Below are 15459 nucleotides of genomic sequence, written 5' to 3' on the forward strand. Positions count from 1 at the left end.
AGGTTGGACGCTCGGCACAAAGTAGGATAGTATCCTACTTTGTGCATGATGGAGCCCAATCATGGAATCCGCCGAAAAGCTGTCAGTCACCGTTACTCCTGCCATGGCGCGGATGATCCGCGAAAAGGTCGAGGACGGCTCGTTTGGCTCGGCAAGCGAGGTTATCCGCGCGGCACTTCGCGCCTTCCAGCGTGAGGAAGATGAGCACGCAGAGCGCATTGCCTCGATCCGAGCGCGGGTGAAGGCATCGATCGAGGACACAAGGCCCGCTGTCCCTCTCAACGAAGCAATTGATCGGGTGAAGAGCCGAATCTCGCAACTGGCGCAGGACTATGATGATCCAGCGCCTCGTCGTCGTTCTTAGCGAAAACGCGATCTCCGATCTCGAAGCGATTGCCAGCTACATCCTTGAGGCAAGCGGCAGCGAAAACGTAGCCAAAGGTTTCGTGGATCGGATCAGGGAGCGCTGCCAGAGCATCGGCAACGCGCCTCGCGGCGGCCGATCGAGAGATGATATCTCGCTTGGACTGCGCACTGTCCCGTTCGAGCATTCAGCCGTCATCGCCTATGTGATCGAGAGCGATGCAGTTCTCATCGTCAACATCTTCTACGGCGGTCGCGACTATGAGGCACTTATGCGGGATGGCGGATCGGGCGACCCATCCTGAAAAGCAGCTACTCCGCCGGCTCAGCACCCGCCATCGGCAGCCCCGGCTTACCCGCCTCCCCCGGATTGCGCCTGACATACGCCGCCTTCAAACTCTCCGAAGTTTCGCGCGAGCCGTCATGGCTCCAGCCCGGCGGCTTGATCAGGTAGTTGAGGCGATCGCGCATCGTCAGCCCCGGCGCGAAGGCATCCCTGAACATGCCAATCCATTCGTGGAACGCCACTTTCAGCGGATTGAAGGTGCCGAGATTTTTGACGATGCCATAGCGCGGCCGGTCCTCCTCCAGCTCCGCGACGAAGGTGCCGAACATGCGGTCCCAGATGATCAGCGTGCCGGCATAGTTGGCGTCGAGATAGCGCGGGTTGGTGGCGTGGTGGACGCGGTGGTGCGAGGGTGTGTTGAAGATGAATTCGAACCAGCCCCACATCTTGCCGATGGCTTCAGTGTGAATCCAGAACTGCCAGACCAGATTGAAGCCGAAGGTGAAGGCGATGACCGCCGGATGGAAGCCAAGCAGCACCAAAGGCGCCTGCAGCACGAACATGAAGGTGAACAGCCCGGTCCAGCTTTGCCGCAGCGCCGTCGACAGATTGTAATGCTGGCTGGAATGGTGGTTGACGTGTTCTGCCCACACCCAGCGCACCCGGTGAGCGATACGGTGGTAGATGTAGTAGCGCAGATCATCGAGCAGGAAGGCGACCAGGAACACCCACGCGGACAGGCCGAGATTGAAGAGGCGGAACTGCCAGAGCCACAGCAGCGCCCAGTAGGAGACGACGCCGAGCAGCAGCCCGGCAACGACGTTGCCGGTGCCCATCATCAGGCTGGTCAGTGTGTCGCGCGTCTCGAATGAGCCCTTGGCGCGGCCGGTCCGCACCAGCCAAAGCTCGATCAGGATGGCGGCGACAAAGAACGGGATGGCAAGCTGGGTCACCTCAGGGAAATTGTAGTCGTCCATCACGCGGCCTCCTTCGCCAGGCTCGGATTGTGCGGCCCAAGCGCTGCCGCAACAGCCTTGGCGTCAGCCTTGTCGGCGAAGGCGAAGCGTCCGCCCTTCCAGGTGAAGTCAGCCAGCCCGAGCGAGACGGCGCCGGCTTCATCGATGTCCAGGGCCACGATGTCGTGCGGCGTGACGATGCGCGTCAAAAAGCAGTCGCCAACACTGTGAACAATACCGATGCGCTCCTCCCCGAGATCGAGGAACGCCGTCCTGGCGTCCGCCGTCAGGCGTACCGCCGCCATCCTCTCGTCAGGAAAATCATCGGCGAAACGGCTAAGCGCCTGATCCGCGCCGTCAAGCGTCGCAACCTTGCTGCCGCCGGTGAAGTGCACGGCGAGAACCGACAGCGCAATGCCGACAACGACGAGTGCGACCAGCACAGGCAGGCTCATGAACAGCTGTCTCCTCCGGACCGGTCGCGTCTTTCGGCGGCAATTTCGGGCCGACGGAGTCCTAGCACGATTGACGTTTACGTCAAATGGGCCGCCAGCCCCGCGTCGCGCGTCTGAGCAGCAGCCAATGCCGGCGCAAGGCCGAAAGCCGCACGGTCCCGGCCAACGGCGATCGGCGACCACTCGCCATCTTGCCGAGATAGGCGCTGGTCAGGGCCAGCGGCAAAAATGCCGGGCGCAGCGTCTCCGGCAGGGCCGAAGCTCCCTGCTCGAAAGCACTGAGATGCTCCTGCGCCAGCGCGATCATTGCAGCCACCGCCCGCGCCGCGCCGGGACCGCCATCGCCACTGACAAATTCTTCCGGTGACGAGCCCGCCGCCGCCAGGATATCGGCCGGCACAAAGCATTGCCCGCGCCGGCGATGCAGCGGCAACAGCAGCAAAAGGCCGGTCATCGCCTGGGCACAGCCCGCCCTGCCCGCAAGTTCAGCAAAGCGCGGCGCCTCAACGGGATCAAGCACCATCGCCGCCAGTTGGATCAGCGCCGCCGCCGTCTCGCCGCAATAGCCTTCGAGATCGGTGCGCGACGGCATCAGATCGTCATAGAGGTCGAAGATGCGCGCTTCGAGCATGTTGTCGAACGCGGTTTTCGGCAGGCCGTGGGCGGCAATCGTCGCCTTCAGCGCATCGGCGAGCGGGTTGCCGGTGGCCGCCGCCTCGGCGGCAACGATATCGCGCCACCATTGCAGCCGCACCTCGCCCGGTAAGGACTCATGAATGCGGTCGCGAACCGACGCGATCTCGGCATTGAAGGCGTAAAGCGAGAACAGCGCCTGGCGCTTGTCGGCCGGTGAGTAGAGTGCGCTGACATAGCGGTCATGGTCGCCGGCGCGCACCGCCTCCATGACGATGTTGGCGGCGTCGGTCACGTCAGTCGACGGCGATCAGCGCCGCAGCCACGGCGCGGTCTTCGGCGAGCAGCACATTGTAGGTTCGCACCGCCGCTCCCGTCGACATCGGGTCGGAGGCAATACCCGCCGCTTTCAGCGCCGCCCGAAGTGCCGCCGGCAAGGGCCGCAAATCCTTGCCCATGCCTACCAGCAGGATCTCGACCGTGCCGGCCTCGGCCAGCAGCAAGCCGAAATCGGCCGCCGTCAGCGCCAGCGGATCGGCCGGCTCCCAGCCATGGATGCCGGAGGGCAGGCACAGCAGCGAGCCGCGATGCGACATGTCGGCGAAACGAAAGCCGCCATTGCCGTAGGCCTCGATCGGCGCCCGGCCAGGAAAGTGCGCCTCACGGATGACGATGCCTTTTGCCACGTGAGCGGCCGTCAGGTCGCCACGGCCTTGCCGCCACCAACCGGCTTCTCCTCGTCGGCGCTCGCCTGTGGCCGCAGCCTGAACAGGATCAGCAAGGGTGCGGCGATAAAGATCGACGAATAGGTGCCGAAGACGACGCCAAACAGCATCGCCATGGTGAACGAGCGGATCACTTCGCCGCCGAACAGTACCAGCGCCAGCAGCGCCAGGATGGTCGTCACCGAGGTCAGCGTCGTTCTCGACAGCGTCTCGTTGATGGCGTTGTTCAACAATTGCGGCAGCGGCATTCGCTTGTATTTGCGCAGATCTTCTCGAACGCGGTCATAGACGACGATCGTATCGTTGAGCGAATAGCCGATAATGGTCAGGATTGCCGCCAGCGACGACTGGTTGAACTCGAGCCCGGTGATGACGAAGAAGCCCAGCGTCATCACCACATCGTGGACGGTCGCCACGATGGCGCCGACCGCGAACTGCCATTCGAAGCGGAACCAGACATAGACCAGGATGCCGATCAGCGCGACGATCATCGCAATCGTGCCTTGCTTGGCCAGCTCGCCCGAAACCGTCGGTCCCACCACTTCGACGCGGCGGAAATCATAGGTATCCTGCAGCTCGCCGCGCACCTTGTCGATGACAGTCTGCTCGGCGTTCTCGCCGCCCTCCTGGGTGCCGACACGGATCAGCACGTCATTGGGGGCACCGAACTGCTGAACCTGGACTTCGCCGATGTTCAGTTCCGACAGCCGGCTTCTGATATCGCCGATATTGGCATCACCTTGCTTGGACTGAACCTCGATGATCGAGCCACCCTTGAAGTCGATGCCGTAATTGATGTCGACGGCAAAGAACAGCACCACCGACAGGATCGACAGCAGGCTGGACAGGGCGAAGGTCCAGCGCCGGATGCCCATGAACGGGATCTTGGTGCCGGGCGGAACAAAGGTGATCGGCGCGCGCGGCAATTCCTTCGGACGCGCGCGGCGCAGCCAGATCGACACCAGCAGGCGGGTGAAGGTGAAGGCGGTGAACACCGTGGTCAGAATGCCGATGGCATAGGTGATGGCAAAGCCCTTGACCGGACCGGTACCGAGATAGAACAGCACCACCGTCGCAATCAGCGACGTCACATTGGAATCGACGATCGTCGCCAGGGCCTTAGTGAAACCGGTATCGATCGCCTGGATCACCGAGCGGCCGGCGCGTCGCTCCTCACGGATGCGCTCATAGATCAGCACGTTGGAATCGACCGCCATGCCGATGGTCAGCACGATACCTGCAATGCCGGGCAAGGTCAGCGTTGCGCCAAGCAGCGACAAAAGCCCGACGATCATCGCCACGTGGACGGCCAGCGCAATGTTGGCGAGGAAACCAAGGAAACCGTAAGCGACGAACATGAAGGCGACGACGAGAATGGAACCGATGATGCCGGCGACCTTGCCTGCATGGATCGAATCCTGGCCGAGGCCTGGACCTACAGTGCGTTCTTCGATCACGGTCAGCTTTGCCGGCAGCGCGCCGGCGCGCAGCAGCACGGCAAGATCATTGGCGCTTTCAGCGGTGAAATTGCCCGAAATCTGGCCGCTGCCGCCAAGGATCGGTTCGCGAATGACCGGCGCCGAAATCACCTGGTTGTCGAGGATGATGGCGAATGGCTTGCCGACATTCTGCTGCGTCGCCTGGCCAAACCGCGTCGCGCCGCGCGAATTGAAGGTGAAGGAAACCACCGGCTCGTTGTTCTGCGAATTGTAGGTTGCCGTCGCCTTGGCGAGATCTTCGCCGGACACGATGACACGGTTCTCGACCAGATAGGGAACCGGCGGATCGTCCTGCGAGTAAAGCACCGAGGAGCCTGCCGGCGGGCGGCCATTCAGCGCATCCTGCACCGACATCGAAGTGTCGACCATCTGGAAGGTCATCTTGGCGGTCTGGCCGATGATCTCCTTCAGCCTTTGCGGATCCTGCAGGCCCGGCACCTGGACGAGGACACGATCGTCGCCCTGCCGCTGCACGATCGGCTCGGTGGTGCCGAGTTCGTTGACGCGACGCTCGACGACTTCGATCGACTGCGCCAATGCGGCCGAGGTACGGTATTTGATGCCGGCGTCGGTGACGGTGAATTTCAACAGGCCGGCTTCGGAATCATCGAGCGACATTTCCTGGATGGAGCCGCCGGTGAACAGGCCGGCGGCGACCGGATCTGTCAGCGGCTTCAGCGCTGTTTTGGCGGCATCGATCTGAGCCGGGTCGGTGATGCGCACCTGCACGGTCCTGCCGGTGCCGCCAAGGCCGGTATAGCCCACTTTGGCGTCGCGCAGCAGCGTGCGGATTTCGTCGCGCGTCGTCTCCAGCTGAGCCTTCACCAGATCGTTCTGGTCCATCTGCAGGAGGATGTGCGAGCCGCCCTGCAGATCGAGACCGAGCGTCATCTGCCGCTTCGGCACCCAGCTGGGCAACTGCGCCAATGTGCTGGCCGGGAAGAGATTGGGCGCGGCAAGGATGAACGTGGCGGCGACAGCCAGCCAGATCAGGATCATCTTCAGGCGCGAAAAATACAGCATATGGCGTTGTCCGTCAGGGCGTGCTGGCGGATCGTTCCGCCGACAATTCGGTTATTTCTTGGCGTTGTTATTTGCCACCGGCTCGCCCTTACCCCGCACACCGTCGATTGTCGAGCGCGCCAACGCCAGATTGCCGCTGCCGCCGGGGTGGGTTCCGGCGTCAATCGGTTGATTTTCGGCCTTATTATAACTCGGAACACCGCCAGGCGTGATGCGAAATCAACATCCGGCTTTTACCCGTCGTATCGGCGGATGACACCGCCCGAAGGGCCCGTATCTCCGGATGCTTACTTCTTGGCGTTCTGGTTGGCCACTGGCTCGCCCTTGACGCGCACATCGGCGATCGTCGAGCGCAGCGCCGTCACTTTGGTGCCGCCGCCGAGGTCGATCTCGAGCTCGTTGTCGTCGATCACCTTGGTCACCTTGCCGACGAAGCCGCCGCCGGTGATGACCGTGTCGCCGCGGCGCACCGCCGAGATCATCTCCTGGCGCTTCTTCAGCTGCGCGCGCTGCGGCCGGATGATGAGAAAATACATGATCACGAAGATCAGGACGAACGGGAGTATCATGCCGATATCCCCGAACGGACCAAGCGGAGTTCCCGTGGCTTGGGCGTATGCCGGTGTGACGAACATCAAGAACTCCTGGTTACGAAGAAGGCCATAAGGCGGCCTCGCCAAATTTGGCCGGAATATAGTGGGTAAAGTTGCCAATGCAACTGCGCGGCCCGGCTTTCGGCTGCTTTTCCAGCCCCGTGACCCGTGTTAGAGCATGCTCCCGGATAACGGGCGTGGTTTTCGCAAAAGATCATGCTCAAACAAAAGCTTGGAACCCGTTTCTATCTCACCCGGACCAGCACGATTTCCCCCTGCGCACGTTCGTGCAGAAACAAACAAAGACCGAGACATGACCGACAGCACCATCGAGGCCCTGAACCAAAAGCTCGACCGCCTGATAGAGGCGGTCACCCGCCTCGCCCCGCCGCCGGTGCCGCGGACCGATCTTGCCGTGGCCGATTGCTTCGTCTGGCAGGCCGATCCCGGCTATCTCGAGCCGGTGCGCAAGGTCAATCGCGTCGACATCGGCCTGATCCGCGGCGTCGACCGCGTGCGCGACATTCTGGTCGAAAACACCGAGCGCTTCGCCGCCGGCCACGCCGCCAACAATGTGTTGTTGTGGGGGGCGCGCGGCATGGGCAAATCCTCGCTGGTCAAGGCCGTGCATGCCGAGATCAACGCCAAGGCCAAGTCCGATCTGCCGCTGAAGCTGATCGAAATCCACCGCGAGGACATCGACACGCTGCCCAGGCTGATGGGCCAGTTGAAGGCAGCGCCCTTCCGCTTCATCCTGTTTTGCGACGATCTTTCGTTCGACCATGACGACACGTCCTACAAGTCGCTGAAGGCAGCCCTTGAAGGCGGCGTCGAGGGTCGCCCGGCCAATGTCATCTTCTATGCCACCTCGAACCGCCGGCACCTGTTGCCGCGCGACATGATCGACAATGAGCGCTCGACCGCCATCAATCCGTCCGAAGCGGTCGAGGAAAAGGTTTCGCTGTCCGATCGTTTCGGCCTGTGGCTCGGCTTCCACAAATGTTCGCAGGACGAATATCTCGACATGATCAACGGCTATGCCAGCCATCACGGGCTCACCATCGACCCGGAACAGTTGCGCGCCGAAGCGCTCGAATGGGCAACGACGCGCGGCAGCCGCTCGGGCCGTGTCGCCTGGCAATTCACCCAGGATCTGGCCGGCCGCCTCGGCAAGCCGCTCAACGATTGATATCCGACCACGATCCCGAAAAGTGGAAGCCGGTTTTCGGACAAGATCGTGGTCGAACAAAAACCATTGAAAAAGCCCGCCCCTTGCGGAGCGGGCTGAGCCGGCGGGCCGGACTGGAGGTCAGACGGCCTGCAATCGTTTATTGTTCTATTCGAGATAGCGCGACTATTCGAGATAACCTGAGGGATCGACCGGGGCCGAGTTCTTGCGCACTTCGAAGTGCAGTTTCGGCGAGTCGGTGGTGCCGCTCATGCCCGACAGTGCGATTTCCTGGCCGCGCTTGACCTTCTGGCCGCGCTGCACCTCGATCGAACTGGCGTGGCCGTAGACGGTGACCAGACCGTTTTCGTGGCGCACCAGCACCGTGTTGCCGAATTCCTTGAGGCCGTCGCCGGCATAGATGACGACGCCATTCTCAGCCGCCTTGACCGGCGTCCCTTCCGGCACGGCGATGTCGACACCATCCTTGCCGCCACCAAAGCTGGAGATCACGCGGCCACGCACCGGCCAGCGCATCTTGCCGATGCCGGTGGCGTCCGGCGCCACGGCGTCGTCGTCCTCGGCCTGCTGGATGACCTTGGTGTCCTTCCTCGGCGGCGTGTAGGTGGCGAGTGTCTCCGTCGGCTTTGCCGCCGGCTGGGTGGCCGCCGTCGTCACCGGATCGACCTTCGCCGGCTTGGCGCTGGCGACCGTTGCCGTGCCGCCGGCCGGAACCTTCAGCGTCTGGCCTATCTTGAGCAGGCCGTCCTGCATGCCGTTTGCCTGCTTCAGCGCGACGACGCCAACACCGGTCTTGCGTGCAATCGAGGACAGGCTATCGCCCTGCTGGACCGTATAGGTGCCCGCGCCCGCCTTGGGTGCGGCCGCAGCCGTCTGCTGCGCCGGCTTGTCGGTCTTCGGCTTGTTCGCGGCCGAAGCATCGACCTGCGCGGCGGATTTGCCGTCCTTGAGTTTCGGCTGCTGCGGCAGCACGGCGACCTTCTCCGGCGCCGGTGCCTTGGGGCTGTTCGCCGGCTTGCCATCGGCAAGTTTCGGTTCGGTCCCCTTGCTCGAATAGGCATAGGCCGGAATGACCAGCTTCTGGCCGGTCTTGAGCCCCTTGGTGGCGCTCAGGCCGTTGACCTTCATGATCACGTCGGCCGGCACGTGATAGTGCTGCGCGATGCCGGAAATGGTCTCGCCGTCCCTGACGACGATCTCGGTGGCGTGCGGCGTGCCGACAGCAGCCGGCTTCGGCGCGTCGGGCTCACCAGCATTCTTGAACGGCCTCGCCGGTTGCACGGTGCCAGTGGTCGTCCTGTCGACATGCGGTGCAGGCGCAAGGGCGGGCGCCGAGGCGGTGCGCATTGGAGCAGCCTTGGCCTGGCTTGGCGGCGGCAGCTGCTGGACGGTGACCGGCTCCAGGCTGGAACGGCTGACCGACTGGCTATGGCTGCCATCGATCGGTGCAGCAGCGATCGGCTCGGCCGCCACGTCGCCCGGATAGGGCTGCGCGGTGCTCTGCTTGTCGATAATGGCGCGCTGATTGTTGGTCGAGGAGGTGAAGACGTCGTCGACACCGTTGAACCGTGAGGCCTGGGAGCTACACCCCGCCGCCACTCCGGCTAGCATGAGGACAGCGCAACCCCGCGACAGAGTACGCCCGTTTGCCTTCAAAACACTGAATTGCATCGCACTAACCCGCACAGACCCGGTACACACTGGTCATGATTAAAGCGCGTTAATGTTACTGGCGGGTTAACCCCATAGAATCAGACGCAAATTTTCTTAAAACATTTTCGAAGCCGCCGAAGGTGCGTTGAGATTCAGGTCAGCGCCAGCTTCGTCACCCCTGGGCGAAGCAGCCGCGAAGCGGCGTCGCGGAGACCCTGGGATCCTGTGTGTTGGCTCTGTTGTATGGTTGAAGTGGGAAGGAGACCGAGTGGATCCTGGTCGTCCTTTCGGACAGGCCGTGGAATGGCCCGGTCCCTTCCCACCGATGAACCATCAACCTGAACAGTTGCACGGGGCTGTTCCAAGCAGACCCCGCACCACAGGAAGAGGCGTGGACATGATAATGCAGAACTATGTCGGCTGCGACATCTCAAAGCAGTGGTTGGACTTTTTCGATGAGGCGAGCGGTCACTACCAGCGCATCGACAACCAGGCCGATGCGATCGCTGCCTATGTGGCAGGTCTTCACCCCGGTCGAGATTTTGTGGTCATGGAGGCGACAGGCGTTCATGACCGGCTGCTGCGTCATGCGCTGGCCAAGGCCGGCGTGCCGTTCTCGCGGCACAATCCGGCCCACACTCACCACTATGCGAAGTCGACGAGACGGCGCGCCAAGACCGATCCTCTCGATGCCAGGATGCTGAGCGGCTATGGCCGCCGCTATCATCCTGAAGCCGAGCCAGCGCCCTGTGAAGGAGGCGAACAGCTTCAATCGCTTGCACGCCACCGTGACCAGCTGGTCGAGATCAGGGCAAGGCTGAAGAGGTATCGCACTGAAGCCTTCAACGAGATTGTCATCGCCGAGATCGAAGAGCTGATCACTAACTTCGACACACGCATCAAGGCGCTTGAGAGCCGGATCGCCCAAGTCATTCGTCAATCCGACGATACTGCACGCGACAACGCGCTGATGATCTCCGTACCCGGCGTCTCCAAGATCACCGCGTTCTCGCTCCTGGCGCATCTGCCCGAACTCGGCCAGCGCTCGCCAAAGTCGATCGCAGCACTCGCCGGCCTTGCCCCCTTCGACAACAAAAGCGGCAAGCTCAAGCGCAAGAGCCAGATTCAGGGCGGCCGATCGCGCGTACGTCGCGCCCTCTACATGGCAGCGCTCGGCGCCATCCGAGCTTGTCAGCGCTTCAGAGCTTTCTATAGCGCCATCGCAGCCCGCTCGGGTTCCAAGAAACTGGCCATCATTGCCGTCGCAAGGAAGCTCCTGGTCGTCCTAAACGCCGTCATTCGAGACAAAACCGCATTCGCGTAAACACAGTTGCCATGCCGTGACCTTGGCCGTCGAGTGCAGCGGAGCAGAATTGTGCACCGTGGTGAAGCGTTTGAGTCGCGGCATGGATCCTCGGGTCTGCGCTGCGTCGCTTTGCTCCTTGCTCCGCCCGTGGATGACGAAACAATAGGCGTCGGCCTACCTTCGAAGCAAGCGATGCACAGAGATCAAATCACCGCCGCGACGCTGCGCATGATCGGCTGCAAGCGCACCGTGCCGATATCCTCGCGCTCGAAACGGCTGCCGACCTTGGTCAGCTTGGCAAGAACCTGCTCGCCCTCCTCCGGCCCGATCGGCGCAATGACAATGCCGCCGCTCGACAGCTGGTCGAGCAGGAAGCGCGGCAGGGTGTCGAAAGCCGCCCAGGCGACGATGCGGTCGAACGGCCCTTCATTGGCAAGCCCGTTGGAACCGTCCGCCTGGCGCACAATGACATTGCCGATGCCGAGCGCCTCGAAGCGTTGCCTCGCCTGTTCGGCCAGCGTCTTGTAGCGGTCGACGCTGACGATGCGCGCCGCCAGTCGCGACATCACCGCTGCCGTATAGCCCGAGCCGGTGCCGATCTCGAGCACCCGGTTGCCGGGCTCTATTGCCAACGATGCGATCACCGCCGCCTGCAGGTCGGCGCCTTCGATCGCCTCGCCGCAGTCGATCGGCAGCATGCCGTCCGACCAGGCGATCGAATGGTATTGTCCGTTGAGGAAGCCGCGCCGCGGCGTCGCCTCGAAGGCAGCGATCAGCGCCTTCGGCACCGCGCCGCGGCCACGCAGGCGCAACAGGAAAGCGGCAAAACCCTCGCGGTCGTCGAGCGGCAAGTTCATGCAAAAACCTTGTTCATGCCAGACCCTTATTCGGACAAAGCCTTGGTCAGTTGGTCGCGGATTTCATGCGCGGTGAGGTCGAGTTGCAGCGGCGTCACCGACACCAGCCGGTTGCGCAAAGCGTGGAGGTCGGTGCCTTGCTTGCCCTCGACCGGCTCGCGGCCGAAGCGCAGCCAGTAGTAAGGCAGGCCGCGCCCGTCCCGGCGCTCGTCGACCCACAGGCTGTGCACCAGCTTGCCTTGCGAGGTGACGACGGTGCCGGCGACCTCGTCAGGCTGGCAGTTCGGGAAATTGACGTTGAGCAGCACGCCATCCGGCAGCGGCATGGCCACAAGCTTTTTCAGCAGCGCCGGCGCCAGCGTTTCGGTGGTCTCATAAGGCACCACACGATCCTCGCCGACATAGGAATAGCCCTGGCTGAGCGCGATCGAGCGGATGCCGAGCAACGCGCCTTCCATGGCGCCGGCGACCGTGCCGGAATAGGTGACATCGTCGGCGATGTTGGCGCCGGAATTGACGCCGGACAGGATCAGGTCGGGCGCGCCGGGCAGGATCTTCTTCACGCCCATGATGACGCAGTCGGTCGGCGTGCCGCGCACGGCATAGTGTTTCTCGCCAATTTTGCGCAGCCTGAGCGGCTCCGAAATCGACAGCGAATGCGCGTAGCCCGACTGGTCCTGCTCCGGCGCCACCACCCAGACATCGTCCGACAGGGTGCGGGCGATGCGCTCGAGCGACGCCAGGCCCTCGGCATGGATGCCGTCATCATTGGTCAGAAGAATGCGCATTATTTCGATTCGATCTTCGCCAGACCGCCCATATAGGGCCGCAGCACTTCAGGAATGGTTACGCTGCCATCCTCATTCTGGTAGTTTTCGATGACAGCTATGAGAGCGCGGCCGACGGCGGTGCCCGAACCATTCAGCGTGTGCACGAAGCGGTTGCCCTTGCCATCCTTGTCCTTGTAGCGGGCATCCATGCGCCGGGCCTGGAAATCGCCGCAGACCGAGCACGACGAGATCTCGCGATAGGCGTTCTGCCCCGGCAGCCAGACCTCGATGTCATAGGTCTTGCGCGCACCAAAACCCATGTCGCCGGTGCACAGCACCATGGTGCGGAACGGCAGTTCCAGCCGCTTCAGCACCTCTTCGGCGCACTCGGTCATCCGTTCATGCTCGGCGAGCGAGGACTCCTGATCGGTGATGGAAACCAGCTCGACCTTGTAGAACTGGTGCTGGCGCAGCATGCCGCGCGTGTCGCGCCCGGCCGAGCCCGCTTCCGAGCGGAAACATGGCGTCAGCGCTGTATAGCGCAGCGGCAGTTTTTCATGCGCGGTGATTTCCTCGCGGACGAGGTTGGTGAGTGGCACTTCAGCGGTGGGGATAAGCCCGAGCCGACCCTCGCCATGCTGGACGAAAAACAGATCGTCCTCGAATTTCGGCAACTGATTGGTGCCGAACAAAACTTCGTCGCGCACCATGAGCGGCGGGATGATTTCCTCATAGCCGTGCTCGGTCGTGTGCAAATCGAGCATAAACTGGCCAATCGCGCGCTCCATGCGCGCCAGTCCGCTCTTCAGCACGGTGAAGCGCGACCCCGAGAGCTTTGCCGCCCGCTCGAAATCCATCATGCCGAGCGCTTCGCCGATCTCGAAATGCTCCTTCACCCAGTTCGGCCGGGTCGGTATCTTGCCGACGATGTGCCTGACGACATTGTCGTGCTCGTCCTTGCCCACCGGCACGTCGTCGAGCGGCACATTGGGCAGCACCGCCAGCGCGTCGTTCAGCGCCTTGTCGAGTTCGCGCTCGCGCGCCTCGCCATTCTGGATGAAGGTCTTGATGTCGCCGACTTCGGCCTTGAGCTTTTCGGCAAGTGCTGCATCGCCCGAACGCATGGCGTTGCCGATCTCCTTCGAGGCGGCGTTGCGGCGTTCCTGCTTGGTCTGCAATTCGGTGACGTGCTCGCGACGAGCCTCGTCCCTGGCGATCAGATCATCAACCGTGGACTGCGCCTCGTCAGCCGACCACGAGCGCTTGGCCAGCGCCTCGACAAGGGCCTTCGGGTTGTCGCGAATCCATTTGATATCAAGCATGGGTAGTACGCTCCTGGGTAGCATGTCGCCCAAAAGTGCGCAGCGGTTTTGGGACGACGACATGCTTCAAACAAAACTGAAACGCATCGCTTTGATAGCGATGCGTTTCAGCCAGAGGGCGTAAACCGCATCCTTGATCGATGCAAGACGAGCGTTCGGCGGCTGTCGCGTTTTTCCGCTGGCGGAACGCTGTCGGCTAGGAAGGAGCCTGCGTTGAGGACGCTTTCGCTGCCTTTTCGGCCACCGCTTCGGCGGCTTCCTGCTTTTCGCGCGCCAGCTTCTGCTTGACCTGATCGCGCTCGATCAGCCGGGCCGCCCAGATCGAGACCTCGTAGAGCAGGATGGTCGGGATGGCCAAACCGATCTGGCTCATCGGATCGGGCGGCGTCAGCACGGCCGCCACGACGAAGGCGATGACAATCGCCCATTTGCGCTTTTCGGCCAGCGCCTTCGACGACAGCATGCCGACGCGCGTCATCAGGCTGGTCACCACCGGCAGCTGGAACACCAGGCCGAAGGAGAAGATCAGCGTCATGATCAGGCTGAGATATTCCGACACTTTCGGCAACAGCGATATCTGCACCTGATCGTCGGTGCCGGCCTGCTGCATGGCGAGGAAGAACCACATCACCATCGGGGTGAAGAAGAAATAGACCAGCGACGCGCCCATCAAGAACAGGATCGGCGAAGCGATCAGGAACGGCAGGAAGGCGTTGCGTTCGTTCTTGTAGAGGCCGGGCGCGATGAATTTGTAGATCTGCGTGGCGATCAGCGGAAAGGCGATGACCATGCCGCCGAACATGGCGAGCTTGACCTGCGTGAAGAAGAATTCCTGCGGCGCCGTATAGATCAGCTCGACCTTGTGCGGATCGAGCCCTGCCCATTGCGTCGCCCATTTGAACGGGACAACCAAAAGGTTGAACAGCTTCTTGGCGAAGAAGAAGCAGACGAGGAAGGCGACGAAGAAGCCGCCGATCGACCAGATCAGCCGCCGCCGCAGTTCGATCAGATGCTCCATGAGCGGAGCCGACGACTTCTCGATCTCGTCCTTTTCGGTGTCCGAAACGCTCACTTGGCGGCTCCCGCCGTCTTCTTAGGCGCAGGCTTCTTGGCCGGCGCAGATTTCGGGTCAGCCTTTGCGGCAGTCTTTGGTGCAACAGCTGATTTGGCGGCTTTTGCCGGCGCCACCTTGGCGGGCGCTGCTGACGGCTTGGCCGAAGCTTTAGCCACAGGTGTAGCCTTTGCCGGTGCTGCCTTGGTTGCCGCCGTCCTGGTTGCCGGCGCGTTAGCTTGCTTCGGTGCCGTTGCCTTCTTTGCAGGCGCTTTTTGCGGCGCTGTCGTTGCAGCGGGCGGTGTTACCACGGACTCATCGGTCATGGCCGGAAAGATCGGCGCTGGCGGGACGGCGTCCGGCGCGCTCACGCCGGGCATCACCGTCGCACCGTTCTTCAGCGGCTCGGCGGCTTGTGGCGTCTCTGCCGCCGGCGCTGAGGGATCAGCGGCGGGCTTGGGCTTCATCACCGCATCGACGCCGGAGCGCACATCGGCTGCCGCCTGCTCGAATGGATTGAGCTGCTTGCGGATCTCGGCTGCCGGATTGAGACTCCTGAGCGTATCGACCGACTTCTTGACGTCGTCGAGTTCAGCTTCCTTCAGCGCCTCGTTGAACTGCTTCTGGAAGTCGGAAGCCATGGCGCGCAGCTTCGCCGTCGTGCGGCCGAAGGTGCGCAGCATATTTGGCAAATCCTTAGGCCCGACGACCACGATCATGACGATCGCGATCACCAGCATTTCGGTCCAGCCGACTTCAAACATGGCAATCTGTTCCG

General features: G+C 62.5%; 16 protein-coding genes. 4 read left to right on the forward strand and 12 right to left on the reverse strand.

Annotation, left to right across the window (positions count from 1 at the left end; all coding sequences use genetic code 11):
• Nucleotides 1-61 precede the first annotated feature (61 nt).
• Both AC1DYO_RS17960 and AC1DYO_RS17965 read left to right on the forward strand, forming a co-directional pair.
• Complete coding sequence (locus AC1DYO_RS17960; RefSeq protein WP_477265452.1) at nucleotides 62-364, forward strand: type II toxin-antitoxin system ParD family antitoxin; 303 nt, start codon at nucleotides 62-64, stop codon at nucleotides 362-364.
• A complete protein-coding gene (locus AC1DYO_RS17965) occupies nucleotides 336-668 on the forward strand; it encodes a type II toxin-antitoxin system RelE/ParE family toxin (protein ID WP_477265661.1) in 333 nt (110 codons plus the stop codon). Before AC1DYO_RS17960 ends, AC1DYO_RS17965 begins: the two co-directional genes overlap by 29 nt.
• Before the next feature lie 7 nt (nucleotides 669-675).
• Here the strand turns inward: AC1DYO_RS17965 and AC1DYO_RS17970 are convergent, their stop codons facing one another.
• From AC1DYO_RS17970 to yajC, 6 genes are all read right to left on the reverse strand, one after another.
• Nucleotides 676-1626, reverse strand: coding sequence for a sterol desaturase family protein (locus tag AC1DYO_RS17970; protein WP_477265454.1), 951 nt, complete (start codon nucleotides 1624-1626; stop codon nucleotides 676-678).
• Nucleotides 1626-2060: a hypothetical protein gene (locus AC1DYO_RS17975; protein WP_477265456.1), complete on the reverse strand. Its 435-nt coding sequence runs from the start codon at nucleotides 2058-2060 to the stop codon at nucleotides 1626-1628. The genes AC1DYO_RS17970 and AC1DYO_RS17975 overlap by 1 nt, the downstream gene beginning before the upstream one ends.
• Nucleotides 2061-2142: 82 nt before the next feature.
• Nucleotides 2143-2964, reverse strand: a complete 822-nt coding sequence (locus tag AC1DYO_RS17980) for a phytoene/squalene synthase family protein (RefSeq protein ID WP_477265663.1) — start codon at nucleotides 2962-2964, stop codon at nucleotides 2143-2145.
• Between the two features lie 25 nt (nucleotides 2965-2989).
• Nucleotides 2990-3379, reverse strand: a complete 390-nt coding sequence (locus tag AC1DYO_RS17985; RefSeq protein WP_477265458.1) for an Mth938-like domain-containing protein — start codon at nucleotides 3377-3379, stop codon at nucleotides 2990-2992.
• A gap of 11 nt (nucleotides 3380-3390) precedes the next feature.
• Nucleotides 3391-5940, reverse strand: coding sequence for a protein translocase subunit SecDF (secDF, locus tag AC1DYO_RS17990; RefSeq protein WP_477265460.1), 2550 nt, complete (start codon nucleotides 5938-5940; stop codon nucleotides 3391-3393).
• Nucleotides 5941-6227: 287 nt separating this feature from the next.
• A complete protein-coding gene (gene yajC, locus AC1DYO_RS17995; RefSeq protein WP_023667680.1) occupies nucleotides 6228-6575 on the reverse strand; it encodes a preprotein translocase subunit YajC in 348 nt (115 codons plus the stop codon).
• Nucleotides 6576-6846: 271 nt separating this feature from the next.
• Here yajC and AC1DYO_RS18000 point away from each other — a divergent pair, with 271 nt between their 5' ends.
• Nucleotides 6847-7722 carry an ATP-binding protein gene (locus tag AC1DYO_RS18000; RefSeq protein WP_477265462.1) on the forward strand — a complete coding sequence of 292 codons (876 nt, stop codon included), beginning with the start codon at nucleotides 6847-6849 and terminating at the stop codon, nucleotides 7720-7722.
• A 165-nt stretch (nucleotides 7723-7887) separates the two neighbouring features.
• Here AC1DYO_RS18000 and AC1DYO_RS18005 read toward each other — a convergent pair whose 3' ends face one another.
• Complete coding sequence (locus AC1DYO_RS18005; RefSeq protein WP_477265464.1) at nucleotides 7888-9393, reverse strand: peptidoglycan DD-metalloendopeptidase family protein; 1506 nt, start codon at nucleotides 9391-9393, stop codon at nucleotides 7888-7890.
• A 379-nt stretch (nucleotides 9394-9772) separates the two neighbouring features.
• On the opposite strand from AC1DYO_RS18005, the gene AC1DYO_RS18010 reads away from it, so the two are divergent.
• Nucleotides 9773-10699: an IS110 family RNA-guided transposase gene (locus AC1DYO_RS18010; RefSeq protein WP_477265665.1), complete on the forward strand. Its 927-nt coding sequence runs from the start codon at nucleotides 9773-9775 to the stop codon at nucleotides 10697-10699.
• Between the two features lie 185 nt (nucleotides 10700-10884).
• Here AC1DYO_RS18010 and AC1DYO_RS18015 read toward each other — a convergent pair whose 3' ends face one another.
• The 5 genes from AC1DYO_RS18015 to tatB form a co-directional block, all read right to left on the reverse strand.
• On the reverse strand, nucleotides 10885-11538 hold the full coding sequence (locus AC1DYO_RS18015) for a protein-L-isoaspartate(D-aspartate) O-methyltransferase (protein WP_477265466.1): 654 nt from the start codon (nucleotides 11536-11538) through the stop codon (nucleotides 10885-10887).
• Between the two features lie 26 nt (nucleotides 11539-11564).
• The gene (surE, locus tag AC1DYO_RS18020) at nucleotides 11565-12326 is read right to left on the reverse strand and encodes a 5'/3'-nucleotidase SurE (RefSeq protein ID WP_477265468.1); all 762 of its coding nucleotides are present in this window, start codon (nucleotides 12324-12326) and stop codon (nucleotides 11565-11567) included.
• The gene (serS, locus tag AC1DYO_RS18025) at nucleotides 12326-13630 is read right to left on the reverse strand and encodes a serine--tRNA ligase (protein ID WP_477265470.1); all 1305 of its coding nucleotides are present in this window, start codon (nucleotides 13628-13630) and stop codon (nucleotides 12326-12328) included. The genes surE and serS overlap by 1 nt, the downstream gene beginning before the upstream one ends.
• A 196-nt stretch (nucleotides 13631-13826) precedes the next feature.
• A complete protein-coding gene (gene tatC / locus AC1DYO_RS18030; RefSeq protein ID WP_477265472.1) occupies nucleotides 13827-14702 on the reverse strand; it encodes a twin-arginine translocase subunit TatC in 876 nt (291 codons plus the stop codon).
• Nucleotides 14699-15445, reverse strand: coding sequence for a Sec-independent protein translocase protein TatB (gene tatB, locus AC1DYO_RS18035; RefSeq protein WP_477265474.1), 747 nt, complete (start codon nucleotides 15443-15445; stop codon nucleotides 14699-14701). The genes tatC and tatB overlap by 4 nt, the downstream gene beginning before the upstream one ends.
• Nucleotides 15446-15459 lie beyond the last annotated feature (14 nt).

The sequence above is a fragment of the Mesorhizobium sp. P2_F5 genome (assembly GCF_056403715.1).

Coding starts and splice junctions, on each gene's coding strand:
- AC1DYO_RS17970 (WP_477265454.1), bottom strand. CDS start 1,626: ATGGACGACTACAATTTCCCTGAGGTGACCCAGCTTGCCATCCCGTTC.
- AC1DYO_RS17960 (WP_477265452.1), top strand. CDS start 62: ATGGAATCCGCCGAAAAGCTGTCAGTCACCGTTACTCCTGCCATGGCG.
- surE (WP_477265468.1), bottom strand. CDS start 12,326: ATGCGCATTCTTCTGACCAATGATGACGGCATCCATGCCGAGGGCCTG.
- AC1DYO_RS18000 (WP_477265462.1), top strand. CDS start 6,847: ATGACCGACAGCACCATCGAGGCCCTGAACCAAAAGCTCGACCGCCTG.
- AC1DYO_RS17965 (WP_477265661.1), top strand. CDS start 336: ATGATCCAGCGCCTCGTCGTCGTTCTTAGCGAAAACGCGATCTCCGAT.
- AC1DYO_RS17975 (WP_477265456.1), bottom strand. CDS start 2,060: ATGAGCCTGCCTGTGCTGGTCGCACTCGTCGTTGTCGGCATTGCGCTG.
- tatB (WP_477265474.1), bottom strand. CDS start 15,445: ATGTTTGAAGTCGGCTGGACCGAAATGCTGGTGATCGCGATCGTCATG.
- AC1DYO_RS18010 (WP_477265665.1), top strand. CDS start 9,773: ATGATAATGCAGAACTATGTCGGCTGCGACATCTCAAAGCAGTGGTTG.
- AC1DYO_RS18005 (WP_477265464.1), bottom strand. CDS start 9,393: ATGCAATTCAGTGTTTTGAAGGCAAACGGGCGTACTCTGTCGCGGGGT.
- AC1DYO_RS17980 (WP_477265663.1), bottom strand. CDS start 2,964: ATGGAGGCGGTGCGCGCCGGCGACCATGACCGCTATGTCAGCGCACTC.
- serS (WP_477265470.1), bottom strand. CDS start 13,630: ATGCTTGATATCAAATGGATTCGCGACAACCCGAAGGCCCTTGTCGAG.
- AC1DYO_RS18015 (WP_477265466.1), bottom strand. CDS start 11,538: ATGAACTTGCCGCTCGACGACCGCGAGGGTTTTGCCGCTTTCCTGTTG.
- yajC (WP_023667680.1), bottom strand. CDS start 6,575: ATGTTCGTCACACCGGCATACGCCCAAGCCACGGGAACTCCGCTTGGT.
- secDF (WP_477265460.1), bottom strand. CDS start 5,940: ATGCTGTATTTTTCGCGCCTGAAGATGATCCTGATCTGGCTGGCTGTC.